Here is a 20,665-nt window from a genome sequence, read left to right on the forward strand (position 1 = left end):
ACGCGTCGTCCAGGGCGCCGCGACCGCACACCGGGCACGGGCAGTCGCCGCTCGCCGTGTGATGGTCGCGGGCCCGGCGCAGCAGCTCGAGCACGCGCAGGTCCGCCTCGGCGTCGGCGGTGGTGCCGCGGGTCAGCGCGGTACCGCATTCGGCGAGCCGGGTGGCCACCTCCGCCACCTCGGCGGCGGTGGGCAACGTCAGCCGCACGATCGCGCGCAGACTCGCCGGGCCGCTCTGGTCGTCGAAGGTGCCGATCACCTCGCGCCCCACCGCGGCAAGGTCCGGTTGAGCGGGTCGCAGCAGGCTGTTCACCCGGATGGCGCGGTCGTCGGCCACCGTCTCGAGCGCCTCCAGCAGCTCGAGGCGTTCCTGGCGCGAATCACGCACCGCGCGTTCCAGTTCCAGCCGGCGCATCCGAATTCGTTCCTGCGCCAAGGTCAGTTCGTCCAGGCCGAGCAGTTGGTGCAGTGCGTCGAACAGGTCGCTCGGTTTGCCGTCGACCAGCGCGCCGAGCTCGCTGTAGGACAGGAACGGGCGGTAGAGCTCCAGCCGGCCCGCCCAGCGGTCGATGTCGAATTCCGTTGGCGCGGCGGGCGGGTGCTGTTCGGTCCACTGCGCGTCGGGGAGATCGGCGTCGGCGGCCCACTCCTTGGCGATGGTCAGCTGCGGCTTGTTTCCGGTGGTGAGCAGCTCCACTTCGATGCGGGCGGTGCCGCCGTCGTGCAGGTTGCGCCAGCCCTCGCGCCAGGCCGCGGATCGGCCGTCCCAGCGGCGGTTTCCGCCGGTGAACACCAGCTCTGCGGCCTCGGCGAAGCTGGATTTGCCGCTGCCGTTGCGGCCGACGACCAAGGTCAGGCCTGGCCCGGGCGGTAGTTGCAGTTCGGCCTCCGGGCCGATGCCGCGGAAGCCGCGGACCCGGATGGCCCGCAGGAAGATCCCGCCGTCATCGAATCGGGTTGCCCGATCATCGTTCTCACTACCGCCGAGGGCGCGCAGGACGGTTCGTGCGACCGAGGGCGTCACCGCGGGATCGTCGGCCAGCCGCCGGGTCACCACCTCGGTCAGCCGAGGCACCGGATCGGCGTCGGGACGCAATTTGGTCGGACCCCCTCCACCACCGAGCCGCTACACGTCCTCCGATCCCGTGCGCGGCGCCACTGTCGAAGCTGTGCGAAACGCTACCCGATCCCGGCGGATTCGCCCACCGGAGGTGAGACCTCCGGCAGCCATGCGAACCTGCCCGCGGGGATGGATATGGTCATCGAAACGGCTGGGGCCGCGCGTCGATGTCCACCCCTCGCCAGCCCCGGCGGGCAGCTCGATGGTGTATCACCCGATTTGGATGGTTCGGTCGAGCCGAACAGGACAGAATGCCAGAGAATACCCACACATGCAAGATGTTTTCAGCACTGAAACCTGCGATGGCACAGGTATTTCCATGCGAACCACACCGGTCGACGCGGCACTTGTCGGTGGCCTGGGGTACAAATCCGGACAACCGAGGAACGGGGGAAACATGACGCGCTGGAGCGAGGACCAGGTCACGGCGCTCGCGCCGGACGCGAGCTCGCTGTCGGCCGCGCGCAAACTCGCGAGTCGCTGGCGCGGCACCGGGCAGCACGACATCGCGCTGTGGGGACTGTGCCAGGGCAGCGGCGCCAAGCCGTATCAAACGACCGTCGACCTGTCCGGGCCCGCGTACAAGTGCTCCTGTCCCAGTCGCAAGTTCCCGTGCAAGCACGCGCTGTCGCTGTTGCTCGAGTGGGCGGCGGGCCGGGTCGAGCAGGCGCCGGGAATCGCCGATTTCGCGGCGAGCTGGATCGACGGCCGAGTGGCCAAGGCCGCCAAGCCTGCGGCGGAGTCCACCACCCGCACCGCGAGTCCCGCGACCGCGCAACAGCGCCGGGTCCGGGTCACCGCAGGGCTCGCCGAGCTCGACGTCTGGCTGGGCGATCAGGTGCGGACCGGGCTGGCGCAGACCGACCGCTCGTTCCGGGCGTTCGAGGCGATCGCCGCCCGAATGGTCGACGCGCAGGCCCCCGGCGTCGCCGCGGCGCTGCGCCAGCTGCCGACCGCCGTGGTGACCAGGGCCGACTGGCCCGAGGTCGTGCTGCGCGAATACGCGCGGCTGCACCTGCTCATCGCCGCGCACCGGCGGCTGGACGAGCTTTCGCCCGAGTTGTCCGCCACCGTACGCACGCACGTCGGTTACCCGAATCCCGCCGAGACGGTGCGCACCGAGCCTGCGGTCCGCGATCGGTGGATGGTGCTCGGCGTCCGGATCTCCGAGGACGAGCGCCTCTACACGCGGCGAACGTGGTTGTACGGACGCGCATCTCGGCGCTGGGCGCTGGTGGTCGACCACTCGTTCGGTTCGCCGGGCTTCCCCGCCGACGTGCCGACGCTCGGCTTGCTGGCCGACGCGGACCTGCACTACTACCCCGGCGCCGCGCCGCTGCGGGCGCTGTGGGGCGAACGCCACGGTGCGGCAGAACCTTTCACGACCCTGCCGATCGATCCGGACCACCCCGGCACGGTGGCGGCCGCGCTCGATGACCATGCCGCCGCGCTCGGCGCCGATCCGTGGCTGCGCGGTTGGCCGGTGCTGCTCGTCGATGTGATACCGGTGCACACCGAAAACGGTTGGTACATCACCGAATCCGACGGCACCGCGTTACCGGTGGCGCCGGGCGAGCAGCCGTGGCGACTACTCGGTGTGTCCGGCGGCCATCCGGTGACCGTGGCCGCCGAGTGGACCAGCGAGGGCCTGGTGCCGATCTCGGTGTTCAGTGCGGGCGAGGTGATCGACCTGGCCAGGCTCGATCCGGTCGGCCGGAGCACGTCGCAGACCCGGACGACACAGTCCTCGAGCTCGGCGGATCTGACCTCCGTCGCGCTGCTCGGCACCGCGCGCCGGGCACCGGACCTCGCCCAGCTCGCCGCACCGGTGGCGCGCGCCGCCGACCGGCTGCCCACCGATCCGGCCCTGCGCCTGCTCGAATCTGCCGCGCTTCAAGACGTTTTCGCGCGCGGCGGGGCCCGTGCGGTCACCGCGACCGCGCCCGAACCCGCCGAGGACGACCCCCGACGACTGCTGCCATCCACCGCCGCGGGCCACCTCGCGCGCATGCTCCAGGAGCGCTCCCCCTTTCTGCCCGAATGGTTCGCCGCGGCCACGCCGTTCGACTACCGCGCGCCGGACGCGCTGTGCGGGCAGCTGCTCGATCAGGCGAAGAGCAACGCCGAGCTGCGTGAGCCGCTGCTGCGCCTGGCCGGCACTCGTGGCCGATGGCTGGCCGGCCAGCATCCGGAATGGCGAAACCTGGTGCGCAAGCAGACCGCCACGGTGTCCACCGAGGAGGTGTGGCAGTTCGGTCAGCCACCGGAACGGCGAGCGTGGCTGGCCGAGTTGCGCCGGCGGGACGCGGACGCGGCGCGTGACACGCTCGCCGCGGCCTGGCCGAAGGAGCCCGGGCCGTTGAAGGCGGAGCTGCTCGCCGTCCTCGCCGACCGGATCTCGCGGGCGGACGAGCCGCTGCTGGAGGCCGGGTTGGACGATCGACGCTCCGATGTCCGGCGGACCGCCGCCGGGCTGCTCACCCTGCTGCCCGATTCGGCGTTCGCGCAGCGCATGACCCGCCGCGCGGGCGACTGGATCCAGGTCGAGCACCGGCTGCTGCACACCGAACTCGTTGTCGCCCTGCCCGATACGCTCGATCCACCCGCGCACCGCGACGGCATCACCGACCGCAGCGTCGAATTCACCTACCGCTGGGGTGGTGGCCCCGACGTCACCGCGGGCAGGCTGCGGCAGCTGGTCGCGGCGACACCGCTCAGCCACTGGGCGAGCGCGCTCGGCGCGCCGGACAAGGCCGTCAAGGTGACGATCGACGACCGCTTCCGCCAGCCGGTCTTCGACGGCTGGGTGGATGCCGCACTGGCGCAGCATGATTCGTCCTGGGCGCGGGCGCTGTTCGACGCGGGCGTGCCCACCGACGTCGCCATGCTGCGCAGGCGTGAGCTGTTCGCGCTGCTGCCACTGGCCGATCGCACCCGGCACCTGCTCGAGCTGGACGGCTCCTGGCTCTCCGAAGTCGAGGCGCTGCTGCCCGCGATGGGACATCCGTGGCCGGAACCGCTGGCGCAGCACCTGATTCTGCTGCTGTTCGAACGTGCCCGCGCGGCGGCCCGCCGCCCCGAGGCGCACGGCAATACCCCCAACGCGCACCGGTCGCTGCTGTCCGCCGCGTCGGTGCACCTGCCCGTTACCGCCGCGAGCGCCGCCGCCGTGGTCGCGCGCCGGTGCGGCGATCCCGCCTGGGAGCGAGCCTTCGATCAGCTCGCACACGACCTCAACCACCGCTCGATGATGCTCGAGGAGTTGCAGTGACCATGACCGACGTGACGCCCGACCTGCTGCGTCCGCACGCCGAACAGGCCTACGCCGACGAACTGCGCGCGCTGGCCGCCGCCGACGAGCGTCCGCGCCCGCCGTCCTGGCGGCTGTCCCCGTGGGCGGTAGTCACCTACCTGCTCGGCGGCACCCTCGACGACGGCACCGTGATCAGCCCGAAGTATGTGGGGCCGCGCAGGCTGATGGAGGTGGCGGTCGCGACGCTGGCCACCGACCGGGCGCTGCTGCTGCTCGGCGTGCCCGGCACCGCCAAAACCTGGGTGTCGGAACATCTTTCGGCGGCCATCTGCGGCGAATCGACGCTGCTCGTGCAGGGCACCTCGGGGACCGCGGAAGAGGCGATCCGGTACGGCTGGAACTACGCGCGGCTGCTCGCCGAGGGCCCGAGCGAGGGCGCGCTGGTGCCGTCGCCGGTGATGACGGCGATGCGCGGCGGCGCCATCGCCAGGATCGAGGAGCTCACCCGCATCCCGTCCGACGTGCAGGACGCGTTGATCACCGTGCTGTCCGAGAAAACGCTGCCGGTACCGGAACTCGGCACGGAGGTGCAGGCGGCCAAGGGCTTCAACGTCATTGCGACCGCCAACGACCGCGACCGCGGCGTGAACGAGCTGTCCTCCGCGCTGCGCCGCCGCTTCAACACCGTGGTGCTGCCGCTGCCCGCCAGCGAGGACGAAGAGGTCGCCATCGTCAGCCGCCGCGTCGAACAGCTCGGCGCCTCGCTGGAACTGCCGAAGGTGCCCGCCGCGGCCGAGGAGGTGCGCCGGGTGGTGCGCGTCTTCCGCGAACTGCGCTCCGGAATCACCGCCGACGGCCGCACCAAGCTGAAATCGCCCTCCGGCACGCTGTCCACCGCCGAGGCGATCTCGGTGATCACCAACGGGATCGCGCTGTCCGTGCACTTCGGGGACGGCGTGCTGCGGGCCGCCGACATCGCGGGCGCCGTCCTCGGTTCGGTGATCAAAGATCCGGTCGCCGACGCGGTGGTGTGGACCGAGTACCTGGAAGCCGTTGTCCGCGAACGCCCGGAGTGGTCGGACTTCTACCGGGCCTGCCGCGAGGTCTCCGGATGAGCGCGGCCGATCCCGGTTCGGCGGACGGCGGTGCGCTGACCCGGGTGTTCGGCATCCGCCATCACGGGCCGGGCTCCGCGCGCTCGCTGCGGCTGGCGCTGGCGGAATTCCGGCCGGACACCATCCTGATCGAGGGGCCCGCCGACGCCGATCCGCTGGTCGGCTACGTTGCGGCCGAAGGGATGCAGCCGCCGGTCGCACTGCTGGCCTATGTGCCCGACGCGCCCGCGAAAGCCGCGTTCTGGCCGTACGCGGTGTTCTCGCCGGAGTGGCAGGCGCTGGCCTACGCGGCCGAACACGAGGTGCCCGTACGCTTCTGCGATCTGCCCGCGAGCATCGTGCTGGCCGCCGAGGAGGAGCCCGGTGATCGGTTCGATCCGCTGACCGAGCTGGCCGCGGCGGGCGGTTACGACGATGCCGAACGCTGGTGGGACGCCGTGGTCGAATCCTCGCCCGACGCCACGGCTTTCGAGGCGATCACCGAGGCGATGGGTGCCCTGCGCGAAGGTGCCGAGCAGCTTGCGACCGAGCTGGAGCCGGTCGGCATCACAACGAACGGCCGCCGCGACGAGGCCGAACAGGTTGCCGCCGAATATGATTCGCCCCTGTCCGTCAACCTACGGCCCGAACATGTAGCTGCCGAGAATGATTCGACCCCATCCATCGACCTGCGACCCGAAGCGGTCCGCGGGGAACCGGAGACCAATTCGGTCGCCGAGGCCACCGACGATGTCCTCGAGCTGGAACCGATCCGACTCGGGCCCGTCCGCATCGACGCGCACACGCTGCGGCGCGAGGCGTACATGCGGCAGACGATGCGAAAGGCGTTGAAGGACGGGGCGGTCCGGCTCGCGGTGGTGTGCGGGGCATGGCATGCACCCGCGCTGGCGGGCAAGCTCGGGCCCGCCGCCCCGGATACCCGCCTGTTGAAAGGACTTCCGAAGACGAAGGCCACGTTGACCTGGGTGCCGTGGACACATTCGCGGCTGGCCACGACCTCCGGATACGGCGCGGGGATCACCTCGCCCGGCTGGTACCACCATCTGTTCACCGAGACCGAGCGGCCGATCGTGCGCTGGCTCACCAAGGTCGCCGGGGTGCTGCGGGCGCACGATCTGCCGGTGTCGAGCGCGCACATCATCGAGGCCGTCCGGCTCGCGGACGCGCTCGCCGCCATGCGCGATCGCCCGCTGGCCGGATTGTCCGAGGTCACCGAGGCCACCAGGGCGGTGATGTGCGCGGGCGACGAGACGATGCTGCGGCTGGTCGTCAACGAACTCGTCGTCGGCGAGGCCCTCGGCACCGTGCCCGAGGGCACGCCGACCGTCCCGCTCGACGCCGACCTACGCGCCCGGACCCGCTCGCTGCGGATGAAGCAGGAGGCCTCGTCCCGGGTGCTCGACCTCGACCTGCGCAAGGAACGCGAGGTCGAACGATCGCGCCTGCTGCACCGGCTGCGCGTGCTCGAAATCCCGTGGGGCGAGCTGACCACCAGCGAGGTGCGCAGCACCGGCACCTTCCGCGAGACCTGGACGCTGCAATGGCGGCCGGAGTACTCCATCTCCATCATCGAGGCCTCCCGCTGGGGCACCACCATCCGCACCGCCGCCGAGGCGAAGATCCTCGACACGGCCGCGCGAGACGAGAGCACCGTCGGCGACCTCACCGCCGCGCTGGAGGTCGCGCTGCTGGCCGACCTCGGCGGCGCCACCGACGGATTGATCAGCAGGCTGGAATCGGCCGCCGCGCTGGATCACGACATCACCCACCTGCTCGCCGCATTGCCGGGCCTGATCAGGACGCTGCGCTACGGCGATGTCCGCGGCACCGACACCAAGGCCCTCGCGCACGTGGCCGACGGCCTGCTGGTGCGCGTCTGTGCCGGCCTGCCCGGCGCCGTCACCGGGCTGGATACCGACGCGGCCACCGAATTGCGCGCCCAGCTCGACGCCGCGCACACCGCCATCCATACCCGCGACGACGGCTGGGCCACCGGCGAATGGCTCGGCGCGCTGCGCAAGCTCGCCGACCGGGACGACGTGCACGGCGCCCTGGTCGGCCGCGCCGTCCGGCTACTCTGCGACGCGGGCCTCATCGACGAGACCGATTCCGCCCGTCGGCTTTCCGCCGCGCTGTCGGTCGGCAACACCGCCGCCGCGAAGGCCGCCTGGATCGACGGCTTCCTCGGCGGCCGCGGCCTGCTGCTGGTGCACGACCGAGAGTTGTTGCGCCTCATCGACGATTGGCTGAGCGAACTGCGCGAGGACCAGTTCGTCGAGACACTCCCTCTGCTGCGCAGAACTTTCGGCGCTTTCGAATCGGGTGAGCGCCGGGCGATCGGCCGAGCGGTGCGCGATGGGGGTGCCGCCGCCGTCCGATCCGATGGCGACGGAAGTTTCGACATGGCGCGGGGCAGCATCGCACTGCGCTCCGCCGCAGAGATTTTGGGGGTCGCGGTGTGAGTACGCCACTGCTTGCCGCACCGTCCGGCACCGTCGTCCGGGCTAGATCCGCGCGGCCTGCGCCGTTCGTCAGTTCGACCACTCAGGGGATGCGATGAACACCGACAACGAAACCCAGGCGCGGCGTTGGCGTTTGGTGCTCGGCACCGCTGCGGAAGAAGGGCTCGGCGGCCTCGGCTCGGCCGACGACGTCGCGATGGATCGCGCGTTGTCCGCGCTGTACAACGACGACGAACGAACCTCGGGCAAACGCTCGGGTGGGCTGGAGGGGTCCGCGCCCAGGGTGGCGCGCTGGCTCGGCGACATCCGCAATTACTTTCCCTCGACCGTCGTCGAGGTGATGCAGCGCGACGCCGTGCAGCGGCTGAATCTCACCCAGTTGCTGCTCGAGCCGGAGCTGCTCGAGGCGGTGGAGCCCGACGTGCACCTGGTCGGCACCCTGCTGAGCCTGAACCGGGTGATGCCCGAAACCACCAAGGCCACCGCGCGTCTGGTGGTGGAGAAGGTGGTGCGCGAGATCGAACAACGCATCGCCGCGCACACCGTCGCCGCCGTCTCCGGCGCGTTGAACCGGGCCGCGCGCGTCTCCCGCCCCCGGCTGCGCGATATCGACTGGGACCGCACCATCCGCAAGAACTTGGCCAACTACCTGCCCGAACACCGCACCGTCGTGCCGGAGCGGCTGGTCGGCTACGGCCGCAAAGCCCAAGCGGTACAGCGCGATGTGGTGCTGGCCATCGACCAATCCGGCTCGATGGCCGCAAGCGTCGTCTACGCCTCCGTCTTCGGCGCCGTCCTCGCCTCCATGCGTTCGCTCAAGACCTCCCTCGTCGTCTTCGATACCGAGATCGTCGACCTCACCGACAAACTCGACGACCCCGTCGACGTCCTGTTCGGCACCCAGCTCGGCGGCGGCACCGACATCAACCGCGCCATCGCCTACTCGCAAACCCTGATCACCCGCCCCACCGACACCCTCTTCGTCCTCATCTCCGACCTCTACGAGGGCGGCGTCCGCGACGAAATGCTGCGCCGGGTCAACGCCATGAAGGAATCCGGCGTCCAGGTGGTCGTCCTGCTCGCGCTCTCCGACGAGGGCGCCCCCGCCTTCGACCACGACAACGCCGCCGCCCTGGCCGCCCTCGGCGTCCCCGCCTTCGCCTGCACCCCCGACAAGTTCCCCGCCCTGCTCGCCGTGGCCCTGGACCGCGGCGACCTCCAAGTCTGGGCCAACGCCAACTCGAGCCATAGCTGAAGGAATGTTGGTCATGTATCCTTGAATGTACATCACCAACATCGAGACCGAGGTGTGCCATGTCAGTGACGCAGATCGACCTGGACGACGACGCGCTTGCCCAGGCAATGGCACTGTCCGGCGTCCGCACGAAGAAGGAGGCGGTCAATATGGCTCTTCGCTTCTACGCGGAACAACAGCAACGCGCCGCCCTGGTGCGCGAACACTTCGAGCGCGCTCGCACCTGGGGTGCGGTGGCGGACGCCGAGCGGCTGCATCTCGCCGAGAAAGCGGAACGCGATCGGTGATCTACCTTCTGGACACCTCCGGACTGGTGCGCCTGCTCGCAGACCCGGCCATTCAGGCAGCCTGGGAGCAAGCCATCGTCGCGCAGACCGTCGGCTCCTGTTATGTACAGCGCTCGGAGTTCCTCTACAGCGCCCGCGACGCGCAGGAGTTCGATGAGCTCAACGAGATGTTCGCGCGTATCTACCCGGACGTTTCGGTGCCGAAGCAGGCGGGTGCCTGGGTCAACGCCGTGCAGCACCGCATGTCACGAGTCGGTCAGCATCGCAGCGCCTCGGCCGTGGACCTGATCATCGCGGCAACGGCCGCCCACCATGGGCTGACCGTGCTGCACGACGACAACGACTTTCGCACCGTCGCCAGGCATGCGACGGACTTGACCGAACACAACATCCGCAACTATTAGGCAACCACTCACCCGGACAGGCTGGAGAGGGCCGAGGCCAGGTTGACCAGCTGGATGGCGATGCCGAGCAGGGTGGAGAGGGTGGAGAGATCCATCGGGCTCCTATCTGAACGGGCGAACCGGACAGCTCAGGAGATCGTACGACAGAGATCGCGGGGAGGAGCCGGGTTCGGCATACCGCCGCGCGACCGGTTTCAGCTGGTCACAGCGGGTTTTGCCGGAACGGGGCCCATGATGCCCCAGGCGGTCGCCGCGGTCGGGACGAGTTTCGGATGCAGCAGGGCGGCCGCAGCTAGCAAACCGATCGCAACCATGATGTCGAGCCAGTAGTGGTTGCCGGTGCCGACGACTATCACGGTGGTGAGCACCGGGTGGGCCAGGGCGAGCCAGCGCCACGACGTGCGAGTCGCGGCCACGACGGCGAACGCGAGCAGCAACGCCCAGCCGACATGCAGTGACGGCATGGCGGCGAACTGATTGGACAGCCCGCCGGATTCGGCCGAGCCGTAGACGGATTGACCGTATACCGCCGCCAGATCGACGAAACCGTGCTCCGGCAGCATGCGCGGCGGCGCGAGCGGGACCAGAACGTGCACGACGAGAGCGGCGGCCGTCAACGCCACCATCAGGTTTCGCGTCCATCGATAGTGCTCGGGCCGAAACATCCACAGCCACAACAGGACCGCCACCGCAACGGTGAAATGCGCGGTGGCGTAATAGAAGTTGGCAGGCACGGCGAAGAAGTCGCGGTGCACGAAGATCGACTGCACCGTCGTCTCCGCCGGCAGCCCGAGCCGATCCTCCAGACCGAGCAGACCCCGCGCATTGCCGAACGCGCGCACCGTGTCGTCGGCGGTGAACATCCGGCCGACGCGATAACCGAGATAGAGCACGGTGATCAGCGCGAGCTGCCCGGCAGCCTCGCCACCACGGCCGTGCACCGCTGCCCGCACCCGCTCGACGATCCCGCTCGGCGCGAACTCCAGACCCGCACCGGGCCCATCAAGACCCACAGCCACCATTGCCTGCGGCCTCCTTCTCCGTTGAACCAGGCCGATCCCGGCAATTAAGTGGAGCTACATCCTCCGTTTAACTTAGCAGCGCCCACCGGTCAACTTCCACAAGGGTGATCAGGGAGACAGAACGATCGACCGACCTGCGCCAGACCTGCTGTGAGGACACCGGATTCGAACCCAGGGCACAAAAACGGCGGCCCCGAACATCGGGGCCCGCCGGATAACGCGCTGCTACAGGTCGGCGATCGCCGCCAACGGCGGCGTGCGAGCCGCACGCACCGCAGGCCAGAGCGCTGCCAGTACGCCGACCACCGCCGAACTCACCAGGACGAGCACCAGCTGCGACCACGGGATGGCGATCTGATCCAGACCGAGATCACGCAGCGTCCGCAGGAACCCCACGCCGAGGCCGAGGCCCAGCAGCATGCCGACGATCGCGCCGAACACGGCGATGAGCATGGATTCCAAATAGATGGTCCGGCGCACTTGGGCACGTTGCATCCCGACCGCGCGCAGCATGCCGATCTCCCGGCGCCGCTCCACCACCGACAAGGCCAACGTGTTGACGATGCCGAGGATGGCGATCACCACCGCCAGCGCGAGCAGGCCGTAGAGGATGGCGAGCAGCGTGTTGATCTGTTGGCCCTGAGCGCCTTTGAACTCCTCCCGGTCCTGCACTTGGACCACCGGGAACGGTTCGACCGCCTTCTCCAGATCGGCACGCAACTCGGTGAGGTCCGTGCCGGGCTGCGCGGTGACCAGCACCACGAAGTTGCTCTGGAAGTTGACCGGCACGACCTCCTTGTACACGACCGGCGACACCACCAACGCGCCGAGCAGCGGGGTCTTGCGGTAGATGCCGGTGACGGTGAGCGGTACCTTCTTGCCGTCGAAACTGCTCGGCGACACCTGCTGGCCGACTCGCCAGCCACGCTTGTCGGCCTCGTCCTCGGACACCAGGATGTCTCGATCGCCGAGAGTGGCACTGCCGCGCAGTATTTCGTAGTTCAGCGCCCGATCGAGCTGCCCGTCCGGCGAGGCACCGCCGACCTGGTCGTCACCGATCTTGAAGCCGACCCCGCGGATCCCGACCACGTCGGCGACGCCGGGCACCGACTTGCGGACCGCGTCGGCCGCACCGAACGGCACGCCGACGAACTGCTGTCCCGCGAGCACGTATTCGGACTTCACACCCTTGTCCACCAGCACACCGACGCTCGCCTTCGCCGAGGCGCCGAGCATGCCGATCGCGGTCACCAGCATCAACCCGAGGGTGAGCGCGAAAGCCGTTGCGGCGGTGCGGCGTGGGTTGCGCGCGGCGTTGTTGCGCGCCATCCGCCCGATGGGCCCGAACGGGCCGATGAGCACGCCGAGCCCGGCCACCACCGGCCGCGACAGCGCGGGGGCGGCCAGCAGTACCGCCAGGATCAGCGCCAGCGCGCCGATGCCGACGGTCAACGCCGCGTTGCCACCGGTGGACTGCGCGCCGACGTACACGAGCACGCCACCGGCCACCGCGAGCACCGCGCCGACCAGCGTGCGCACCCGCAAAGAGTCACCGGCCGAGGCGAATTCCTCACGCATCGCCTCGACGGGCGGGATCTTCGCCGCCCGGCGGGCCGGGGCGTAGGCGCTGAGCACCGTCACCGCAAGCCCGACGAGCAACCCGACCACGATGGTGCGCGGCAGCACCGCCATCGACCCGGTGGGCAACCCGACATCGAAGGCGTTGAGCACTGCGGACAAGCCGAACGCCAGACCGACACCACCGGCCAAACCCAGTGCGCTGCCGACCAATCCGATAACGAACGCCTCCGCGACGACGGACCGGCCGACCTGCTGTCTGCTCGCGCCGACGGCTCGGAGCAGCGCTAGTTCGCGCAACCGCTGCGCGACGATCATCGAGAAGGTGTTGTAGATGATGAAGGTGCCGACGATCAGCGCGATCGCGCCGAACGCGAGCAGGAAGTAGTTGATGAAGTTGAGCGCGTTGGAGACCTCCTTCTTCAGGTCTTCGCGCACCTGATCGCCGTTCTGCACCTTGTAGTTCGGCAGCGCCTTGGCAAGGTCGTCACGCACTTGATCACCCGGGATGCCGGAGACAGCGAGATCGACATAGGCCACGTGCAGTCCGTCGGTGAACAGCTTGCGTGCCTGACTGTCGTCGAACAGCACCCCGATGAAACCGCTGGTGTCCGAGGGCACCTCGTAGATGCCGGTGAGGGTGACATCGAGGGGATTGCCCTGGGACGGGATCATCACCTTGGTGTGCTCGCCGAGCTTCAATCCCGCCCGCTCGGCGCCGGTGGCGTTCAGCGCGATCTCGCCCGGTTTGGTGGGCGGGGCGCCTTGGACGAACTTGTTCGGTTCGGCGACCGCCTGCTCCGGCGGCAGGTACGACTGGCCGAAGGTGGGCGCGCCACCGGTCTGGATGGCCTTCTTCCCATCGGGCGTCAGCAGCACCACGACGCCGTTCACGCTCGGCGCGGCCGTGCGCACCCCGGGATACTTCCGCAGCTCGTCGACGATATTGTTCGGAATCCCTTGCGCTTGGCGCTCTTTCGGGCTTACCCGAACGTCGACGCCCTTCGCCTGACCCGCGAAGATGCCGTCGAACGTGCGCTGCAGCGTATCGGTGAACACGAACGAGCCCGCGATGAACGCGGTGCCGAGCACCACCGACAACAGGGTGAGCGCCAGCCGGACCTTATGTGCCGCAAGGTTGCGCAACGCAACCTTGCGCATCGGACTACCCATCAGGCTTGCTCCAGCGCCTTCATCCGATCGAGCACGGTTTCCGAAGTCGGGTCCCGCATTTCATCGACGATCTGCCCGTCGGCCAGGAACACCACCCGGTCGGCGAACCCGGCAGCGTGCGGCTCGTGCGTGACGATCACCACGGTCTGCCGGAACTCGTCCACCGCGGCCCGCAGGATCGACAGCACCTCCTCGGAGGCCTTGGAGTCCAGGTTGCCGGTCGGCTCGTCGCCGAAGATGATCTCCGGTTTCGCCGCCAGCGCCCGCGCGCAGGCCACCCGCTGCTGCTGCCCGCCGGACAACTCGCTGGGCCGATGGGTGAGCCGGTCGTTGAGGCCGAGCCGCTTCAGCACGGTGTCCAGCCACTCCTGGTCCGGTTTGCGGCCGGCGATGTCCAGCGGCAGCGTGATGTTCTCCAGTGCGGTGAGCGTCGGCACCAGGTTGAACGCCTGGAAGACGAAGCCGATCCGGTCGCGCCGCAGCCGTGTCATCTGCTTGTCCGAGAGCCCGGCCAGGTCGGTGTCACCGATCCGGACGGTGCCCGTGCTGGCGCTGTCCAGTCCGGCCAGGCAGTGCATCAGGGTCGACTTGCCGGACCCGGAGGGGCCCATGATCGCCGTGAATTCCCCCTTCGCGAACTCGGCCGACACCCCGTCCAAGGCCCGGACCTGCGTATCTCCCGACCCGTAGACCTTCACCAGGTCGATAGCGCGGGCCGCGACATCGGTCGGAACCGCCACTTCGGCGGTGTCGGAACCCAAAGCTTGCGAAGTCATGCCCACCAGTCTTACCGGGTTCGCCCCCGCGCGCCATCAGGGAATTCCCCGACTCCTCCGGTATCGATGCGCTGCGGTGGGTTACGTGGTAGCGGGTTCGGTGTGCAGTTGGTCGACCATGGCGGCCAGCGACTTGGCCAATCGTCCGTGACCGGTGGCGAGCACATCGAGGCCGCTGGCGCCGACGGCACGGTTCATTGCCTGGTAGGCGAGCTGGCCGCGGCGGGTCGGGAACACCAGCACCCGGCGGCGATCGGTGTCGTCGACCTTGCGGTGCACCAAGTTGTCGGCGATCATCCCGTCGATCAACCGGGTCAGGTTGGCCCCGGTGAGCAGGGTCGCCTCCGCGAGGTGCGACATGGGGTGGCCGACGCCGTCCACCACCGCGGCCAGGACGTGCCAGCGCGCGACGGAGTTCTCGCCGAGGCTGGTCGCGATGGCCCGGTCGAGTTCCTGCGATGCCCTGCGCACAAGCCGGGCCAGCTCCTCCAGCGCGGCGGGGGCGGTGCTATCGTCCACAGCAGTACTATAGCCAACCCCGTATGGTAAATATTCAAATGGAAATATACGGTGGTGATTTCCGTTGTCGCGCTCCGGTTTTCGTCGATCCACGGTAGACATCGCGCTGGTGGTGCCGCTGAGTGGCACGGCGGGCATGTTCGGGCCCTCCTGCGAGGCCTGCGCCGCCCTGGCGATCGGCGACATCAACGCCGCGGGCGGCATCCTCGATCGGCCGGTCCGGCTGCACCCCGTCGACGCGGGCGCGCCGCTGCCCGTGCTCGCCGCGACGATCGACCGGATGGTCGGCACCGGGATGGTCGACGGCGTCGTCGGCTGGCATCTGTCCAACGCGCGCAAGGTGATCACCCCGCACACCGCGGGCCGGGTGCCCTACGTCTACACCACCTTCTACGAGGGCGGCGAGGACTCCGACGGTGTCTACATGGTGGGCGAGACCCCGGAGCAGCAGCTGTTCCCCGCGCTGCGCTGGCTGCGCGCCGAGCACGGCATCCGCCGCTGGTGCGTGGTCGGCAACGACTACGTGTGGCCGCGGGAAACCGCAAGGGCCACCCGGGAATTCGCACTGACCACCGATATCGAGGTGGTCGGGCAGGCGTTCGTCCCGCTCGGCGGCCGGGACTTCCGGCAGGCGCTGGAGCTGGTCCGCCGCTCCCCGGCGCAGGGCGTGCTGCTGTTCATGGTCGGCGCGGACTGCGCCGCGTTCAACCTGGCCTTCGCCGAGGCCGGACTAGACGACGGCAGGCTGCGGCTGAGCATGATGATCGGCGAGGACGTGCTGTACGCGGGCGGTGCCGACAGCACGCGCGGATTATTCACCGCCAGTGGCTATTTCGAGAGCGTCGTGTCGCCGGCCGGGATGGATTTCGGCGCGCGCTACCTGCACGAGTTCGGCCCGGCCGGGCCGGCGCTCAACAACATCGGCGAATCCTGTTACGAGGGACTGCTGCTGTTCGCCTCGCTCGCCGAATCCGCCCGCAGCCTCGACCTGCGAGACATCGAACGCAACGCCCCTCGGGTCAGCTACGGCGGCCCGCGCGGCGAGGTACGGGTCCGCGGCGCGCACACCACCCAGCCGGTCTATCTGGCCGACGCCGACGCGCTCGAATTCAGTGTGCTCGCCGAACTGAACTCCTGAATCTCGTAACACGAACTTCACCTTGCGGTTTCGCTGCGGCGACCTGCCGGGCTTTGTATCGTCATCATACGAAACATATTCAAATGAAAATAATGAGGTCTCCGTGCCCCTCTACTGGTTCCACTGCCGCGCCTGCGGCGGCTTCGATCTCACCTTCTCGATGGCCGACGTGCCCGCCGCGGCGCCGTGCCCGGACTGCGCGACGAGCAGCAAACGGCAGTTCGGCGTCGCGGCACTGATCCGGCCCGGTTCCTCGGCCACCCGGCTCATCGACATGACCGAACGCACCGCGAGCGAGCCGTCGGTCGTCGCCGGGCCACCGCCGCGCCGGTCCGTGCCGGTGACGCGTAATCCGCTGCACCGCAAGCTGCCCCGCCCCTGACCTGAAGGAAACACCATGCCCGAGTTACTGTTCCCGCTCGACTCCAGCAAGCGGTTCACCGAGCAGAAGATCGTCGGCCACAACCGGTGGCACCCCGATATCCCCGCCGCGGTAACCGTCAAACCGGGCGACGAGTTCCGCGTGCACGTGCGCGAGTGGTTCGACGGCGCCATCCGCAACGACGACTCCGCCGAGGACGTACTGAACGCGCCGCTCAGTACGGTGCACTGCCTGTCGGGCCCGTTCGCGATCGAGGGCGCGCAGCCCGGCGACCTGCTCATCGTCGACATTCTCGACATCGGCCCCATCCCACAGGAGGACGCGGGCCCGCTCGCCGGTCAAGGCTGGGGCTACACCGGCATTTTCGCCACCGACAACGGCGGCGGCTTCCTCACCGAACATTTCCCCGATGCCTACAAGGCCATCTGGGATTTCAGCGGTCAGACCACCACCTCGCGGCACATCCCCGGGGTGAAGTTCACCGGTATGACGCACCCCGGCTTGATGGGTACCGCCCCGTCCGCCGCGCTGCTGTCGACATGGAACGCCCGGGAGGAGGCGCTGATCGCGACGGACCCGCACCGGGTGCCGCCGCTGGCGCTGCCGCCCGAACCGCGCGACGCCGTCCTCGGCACGCTCACGGGCGCCGAGTTCGATCGAGTCGCCGCCGATGCCGCGCGCACCGCGCCGCCGCGGGAGAACGGCGGCAACCAGGACATCAAGAACTTCACCCGGGGCAGCAGGGTGTTCTATCCGGTGTTCGTCGACGGTGCCCACCTCTCGGTGGGTGACCTGCACTTCTCCCAGGGCGACGGCGAGATCACCTTCTGCGGCGCCATCGAGATGGGCGGATTCATCGACCTGCGGGTCGATCTCATCAAGAACGGCATGGAGCTCTACGGCGTCAGCGAGAACGCCATCTTCGTTCCGGGTAACTCCGGACCCAATTACTCTGAGTATCTGGCCTTTTCGGGCACCTCGGTGACTCTCGACGGCGAACAGCGCTATCTCGACTCGCAGCTGTCGTTCGAGCGGGCCTGCCTGCACGCCATCGACTACCTCACCAAGTTCGGTTACTCCCCGGAGCAGGCTTACTTATTACTCGGCGCCGCGCCCATCGAAGGTAGGTTCTCCGGCGTCGTCGATATTCCGAATTCCTGTGCCACCGTCTACATTCCGACCGCGATCTTCGACTTCCCCGTGCTCCCGACCGCAGCCGGTCCGACTCGGATCGACCCGGGCCCCGGCGCGCCGCGCGCCACCCGCTGACCGACCACGCGGTGCCGGTTGTGCCCGCCTGTCACAACCGGCCTGCCGGGTGATTGCTGAATCATTGCGGGTGCCCGCACATAGAACTGCGGCAAACCGTGCGGTCGGCGTTCGTACGCAGGTGAATTAGTGGTCATCCGTCAAGTTACCGAATACCGCCCTGGCCCGAAGCCACGGTGGTTCAATCGAGAGGCGTGTGCTCTGAAGTAGCTATTGGTAGCGAAAGGAGTTCCATGGGCCCTACTGTCGCCGAACGGATTCGCCTGCGCGTCGATAGCTTTCAGTCGGGCAGACTCGCCGGACACTGGGGCGGCCGGCATATTCTGCACGGCGGTGTCCCCGACCACGGCGATGTCGTGCTCACCAGCAACGACTATCTGGCGCTGTGGGCCGATCCGCGGATCACCCACGCGCTGGAGACCGCGCTACGCGCCCCGACCTCGGGAAGACTCGCCGCGAGCGCCTTCCTGCGCGACGACCACCCGCAGGTGCTATTGGAACGTGCGCTCGCCGATCATCTGCGGGCACCCGCCGGGATACTCTGCCAATCCGGCTGGGATGCGAATGTAGGGCTTCTTCAATCGATCGCGGACGCCGAAACTCCCGTTTACATCGACCAATTCGCCCACATGTCGTTCTGGCACGGCGCGCGGGCGGCCGGGGCGCCGATCTATTCGTTCCGGCACAACTTTCCCGGGCACCTCCGTGAGCAGATCCGCGCGCACGGGCCGGGCATCATCGCGGTGGACGCCATCTACGGCAACACCGGCAGCCGGTGCCCGCTGACCCACATGTGCGATATCGCCGACGAAACCGACAGCGTGCTCGTCGTCGACGAGTCGCACGCGCTGGGCACCGACGGTCCCGCCGGGGCGGGAATGGTAGCGGCGCTCGGCCTCACCGATCGGGTGCCCTACCGAATCGCCAGCCTGGCCAAGGCCTTCGGCGGCCGGGCCGGGTTCGTCGGCGCGAACAGCATCGATTTCGTGGACTACTTCAAGCTGGAGTCGCATCCCGCGGTGTTCTCCTCGACCATGCTGCCCTACGAAATCGCCGGACTGGCCGCGACGCTCGAGATGATTCGGACCGACAACTGGCGGCGCCAGCGACTACGCGAGCTGTCGACCATGGTGCGCCGGGCGCTGACCGCCCTGGAATTCGACCTGGCCGGCTCGGCCAGCCACATCGTCGCGCTCCAGGCCGGACCGGACCTGCGGGCCGCCGCCATCCGGGACTTCCTGGAGATCCGCGGCATTTTCGGCACCCTGCTGTGTCCGCCCAACACCGCACGCAATCACACGCTGATCCGCTTCTGCCTGCACGCTGGCCTCACCGACCAAGCCGTCGACCGGATCATCGACGCGTGCACCGAAGTTCGCACCAGGTTCGGTGCGATGCCACCGGTCGAGCCGTACCCCAAGCCGAGCGCACCACCACCCCGACATGCGCAGACATCGGCCACCGCGGGTTGAGCGACCGCCGTGCGCGGGGACCGAGAAGTCCCCGCGCACGGTGTCGCACCGCTAGCCGGTGGCGAGCACGGTGCCCGCGCCGACCGTGCGGCCGCCCTCCCGGATGGCGAAGCCCAGGCCGGGCTCCAACGGCACCGGGCGGCCCAGTTCGACGGTCAGCTCGACCGTCTCCCCCGGCATCGCCACCCGGATGTCGCCGGGCAGTGTCACGTCACCGACCACGTCACCGGTGCGGATGTAGAACTGCGGGCGGTAGCCGGTGGTGATCGGCGTACGCCTGCCGCCCTCCGCCGCGCCGAGCAGGTAGACGCGGGCGGTGAACCCGCTGTGCACGGCGACGCTGCCGGGTTCGACGACGACCTGGCCGCGGCGGACCTGATCGCGCTGCACGCCACGCAGCAGCAGCGCGACATTGTCGCCCGCCTCCGCGACATCCATGGTGCGGCCGAAGGTTTCGACGCCGGTGACGACCGAGGTGAGCTCGTCACCGAGGCCGAGCACGGCCACCCGATCACCGAGCCGGACCCGGCCGCGTTCCACCGCACCGGTGACCACGGTGCCGCGACCGGTGATGGTGAGGACGTTCTCCACCGGCAGCAGGAACGGCGCGTCGGTGTACCGGACCGGGGTCGGCACATGCGTGTCGACGGCGTCCAGCAACCCCAGCAGCGCGGCCGTCCACCGCTCGTCGCCCTCCAGCGCACGCAGGCCGGAGACCCGGACGACCGGCAGGTCTGCCCCGGGATAACCCTGCGCGGTGAGCAGTTCGCGTACCTCCAGCTCGATCAGGTCGAGCAGCTCCGGGTCACCCGCGTCGGCCTTGTTGAGGGCGACGACGATGTGCTCGACGCCGACCTGGCGGGCCAGCAGCACGTGCTCGGCGGTCTGCGGCATCACCCCGTCCTGCGCCGAAACCACCAGGATGGCGCCGTCCAGCTGGGACGCCCCGGTGATCATGTTCTTCACGAAATCGGCGTGTCCCGGCATGTCGATATGCGCGTAATGCCTGGTCGCCGTCTCGTATTCGACGTGCGCGATATTGATGGTGATGCCACGCTGCGCCTCTTCCGGCGCCCGGTCGATCCGGTCGAACGGCACGAAGCTGCCGCCGCCCCGCTCCGCGAGCACCTTCGTGATCGCCGCGGTGAGCGTGGTCTTGCCGTGGTCGACATGGCCCATGGTGCCGATGTTGAGGTGCGGCTTGGTGCGGACATAGGTCTTCTTGGACATTGTTTTTCCTGGTTTGCCTGGCGGGCACGAGCGAATGTGCCCGACGATGTCGAGCGGGACCTCAGCGACGGGGCGACCTTCCCCGTCCGAGGTCCCGGGACATCCCGGGGAAGGTCAGCTTCGGGCTCCGTCGAGCTGCGCGGCAGATGCTGCCGAGGCGGCCAGGACAGCAGCCATCGCGCCCGCGACTGCGGACGATGCGACGATGGC

At 69.0% G+C, this 20,665-nt stretch carries 16 protein-coding genes; 10 read left to right on the top strand and 6 right to left on the bottom strand.

The genetic code is table 11. The annotated features are described in order from the left end of the window. Positions 1-1,096: AAA family ATPase (locus tag NN4_RS38010; protein WP_147141322.1), on the bottom strand; the 1,096-nt coding region annotated here is incomplete at its 3' end. 421 nt (positions 1,097-1,517) lie between these two features. Here NN4_RS38010 and NN4_RS38015 point away from each other — a divergent pair. The 6 genes from NN4_RS38015 to NN4_RS38040 all read left to right on the top strand — a co-directional run bounded on the left by NN4_RS38015 (position 1,518) and on the right by NN4_RS38040 (position 9,896). After that, positions 1,518-4,391: an SWIM zinc finger family protein gene (locus tag NN4_RS38015; RefSeq protein ID WP_147141325.1), complete on the top strand. Its 2,874-nt coding sequence runs from the start codon at positions 1,518-1,520 to the stop codon at positions 4,389-4,391. Between the two features lie 2 nt (positions 4,392-4,393). Beyond that, positions 4,394-5,488 (top strand): ATP-binding protein, encoded by a 1,095-nt coding sequence (locus NN4_RS38020; protein ID WP_107659029.1) that lies wholly within the window; start codon positions 4,394-4,396, stop codon positions 5,486-5,488. Further along, a complete protein-coding gene (locus NN4_RS38025) occupies positions 5,485-7,950 on the top strand; it encodes a DUF5682 family protein (RefSeq protein WP_147141328.1) in 2,466 nt (821 codons plus the stop codon). Before NN4_RS38020 ends, NN4_RS38025 begins: the two co-directional genes overlap by 4 nt. 94 nt (positions 7,951-8,044) lie before the next feature. Next, positions 8,045-9,205 (top strand): VWA domain-containing protein, encoded by a 1,161-nt coding sequence (locus NN4_RS38030; protein ID WP_147141330.1) that lies wholly within the window; start codon positions 8,045-8,047, stop codon positions 9,203-9,205. A gap of 59 nt (positions 9,206-9,264) precedes the next feature. Then, entirely contained in the window at positions 9,265-9,492 is a 228-nt protein-coding gene (locus tag NN4_RS38035; protein WP_147141333.1) for a type II toxin-antitoxin system VapB family antitoxin, read from the top strand. Beyond that, positions 9,489-9,896, top strand: a complete 408-nt coding sequence (locus NN4_RS38040; protein ID WP_147141336.1) for a PIN domain-containing protein — start codon at positions 9,489-9,491, stop codon at positions 9,894-9,896. The genes NN4_RS38035 and NN4_RS38040 overlap by 4 nt, the downstream gene beginning before the upstream one ends. A gap of 194 nt (positions 9,897-10,090) precedes the next feature. Here the strand turns inward: NN4_RS38040 and NN4_RS38045 are convergent, their stop codons facing one another. The 4 genes from NN4_RS38045 to NN4_RS38060 all read right to left on the bottom strand — a co-directional run bounded on the left by NN4_RS38045 (position 10,091) and on the right by NN4_RS38060 (position 14,964). Then, a complete protein-coding gene (locus NN4_RS38045) occupies positions 10,091-10,918 on the bottom strand; it encodes a phosphatase PAP2 family protein (RefSeq protein ID WP_147141339.1) in 828 nt (275 codons plus the stop codon). A gap of 225 nt (positions 10,919-11,143) precedes the next feature. Continuing rightward, a complete protein-coding gene (locus tag NN4_RS38050; protein WP_147141389.1) occupies positions 11,144-13,657 on the bottom strand; it encodes an ABC transporter permease in 2,514 nt (837 codons plus the stop codon). A gap of 11 nt (positions 13,658-13,668) precedes the next feature. Next, entirely contained in the window at positions 13,669-14,445 is a 777-nt protein-coding gene (locus NN4_RS38055) for an ABC transporter ATP-binding protein (protein ID WP_147141342.1), read from the bottom strand. A gap of 81 nt (positions 14,446-14,526) precedes the next feature. Then, positions 14,527-14,964, bottom strand: coding sequence for a MarR family winged helix-turn-helix transcriptional regulator (locus NN4_RS38060; RefSeq protein WP_246181309.1), 438 nt, complete (start codon positions 14,962-14,964; stop codon positions 14,527-14,529). A gap of 64 nt (positions 14,965-15,028) precedes the next feature. On the opposite strand from NN4_RS38060, the gene NN4_RS38065 reads away from it, so the two are divergent. From NN4_RS38065 to cqsA, 4 genes are all read left to right on the top strand, one after another. Continuing rightward, positions 15,029-16,102 carry a substrate-binding domain-containing protein gene (locus tag NN4_RS38065; RefSeq protein WP_147141348.1) on the top strand — a complete coding sequence of 358 codons (1,074 nt, stop codon included), beginning with the start codon at positions 15,029-15,031 and terminating at the stop codon, positions 16,100-16,102. A 103-nt stretch (positions 16,103-16,205) separates the two neighbouring features. Then, entirely contained in the window at positions 16,206-16,484 is a 279-nt protein-coding gene (locus tag NN4_RS38070; protein WP_147141351.1) for an FmdB family zinc ribbon protein, read from the top strand. Positions 16,485-16,499: 15 nt separating this feature from the next. After that, positions 16,500-17,753, top strand: coding sequence for a formamidase (fmdA, locus tag NN4_RS38075; RefSeq protein WP_147141354.1), 1,254 nt, complete (start codon positions 16,500-16,502; stop codon positions 17,751-17,753). Positions 17,754-17,986: 233 nt separating this feature from the next. Further along, positions 17,987-19,225 (top strand): alpha-hydroxyketone-type quorum-sensing autoinducer synthase, encoded by a 1,239-nt coding sequence (gene cqsA, locus NN4_RS38080; protein ID WP_147141357.1) that lies wholly within the window; start codon positions 17,987-17,989, stop codon positions 19,223-19,225. 51 nt (positions 19,226-19,276) lie between these two features. On the opposite strand, the gene tuf is transcribed toward cqsA, so the two are convergent. Further along, complete coding sequence (gene tuf, locus NN4_RS38085; protein WP_147141360.1) at positions 19,277-20,455, bottom strand: elongation factor Tu; 1,179 nt, start codon at positions 20,453-20,455, stop codon at positions 19,277-19,279. Positions 20,456-20,665 lie beyond the last annotated feature (210 nt).

This window comes from Nocardia ninae NBRC 108245 (genome assembly GCF_007990755.1).
Taxonomy (GTDB): Bacteria; Actinomycetota; Actinomycetes; order Mycobacteriales; family Mycobacteriaceae; genus Nocardia; species Nocardia ninae.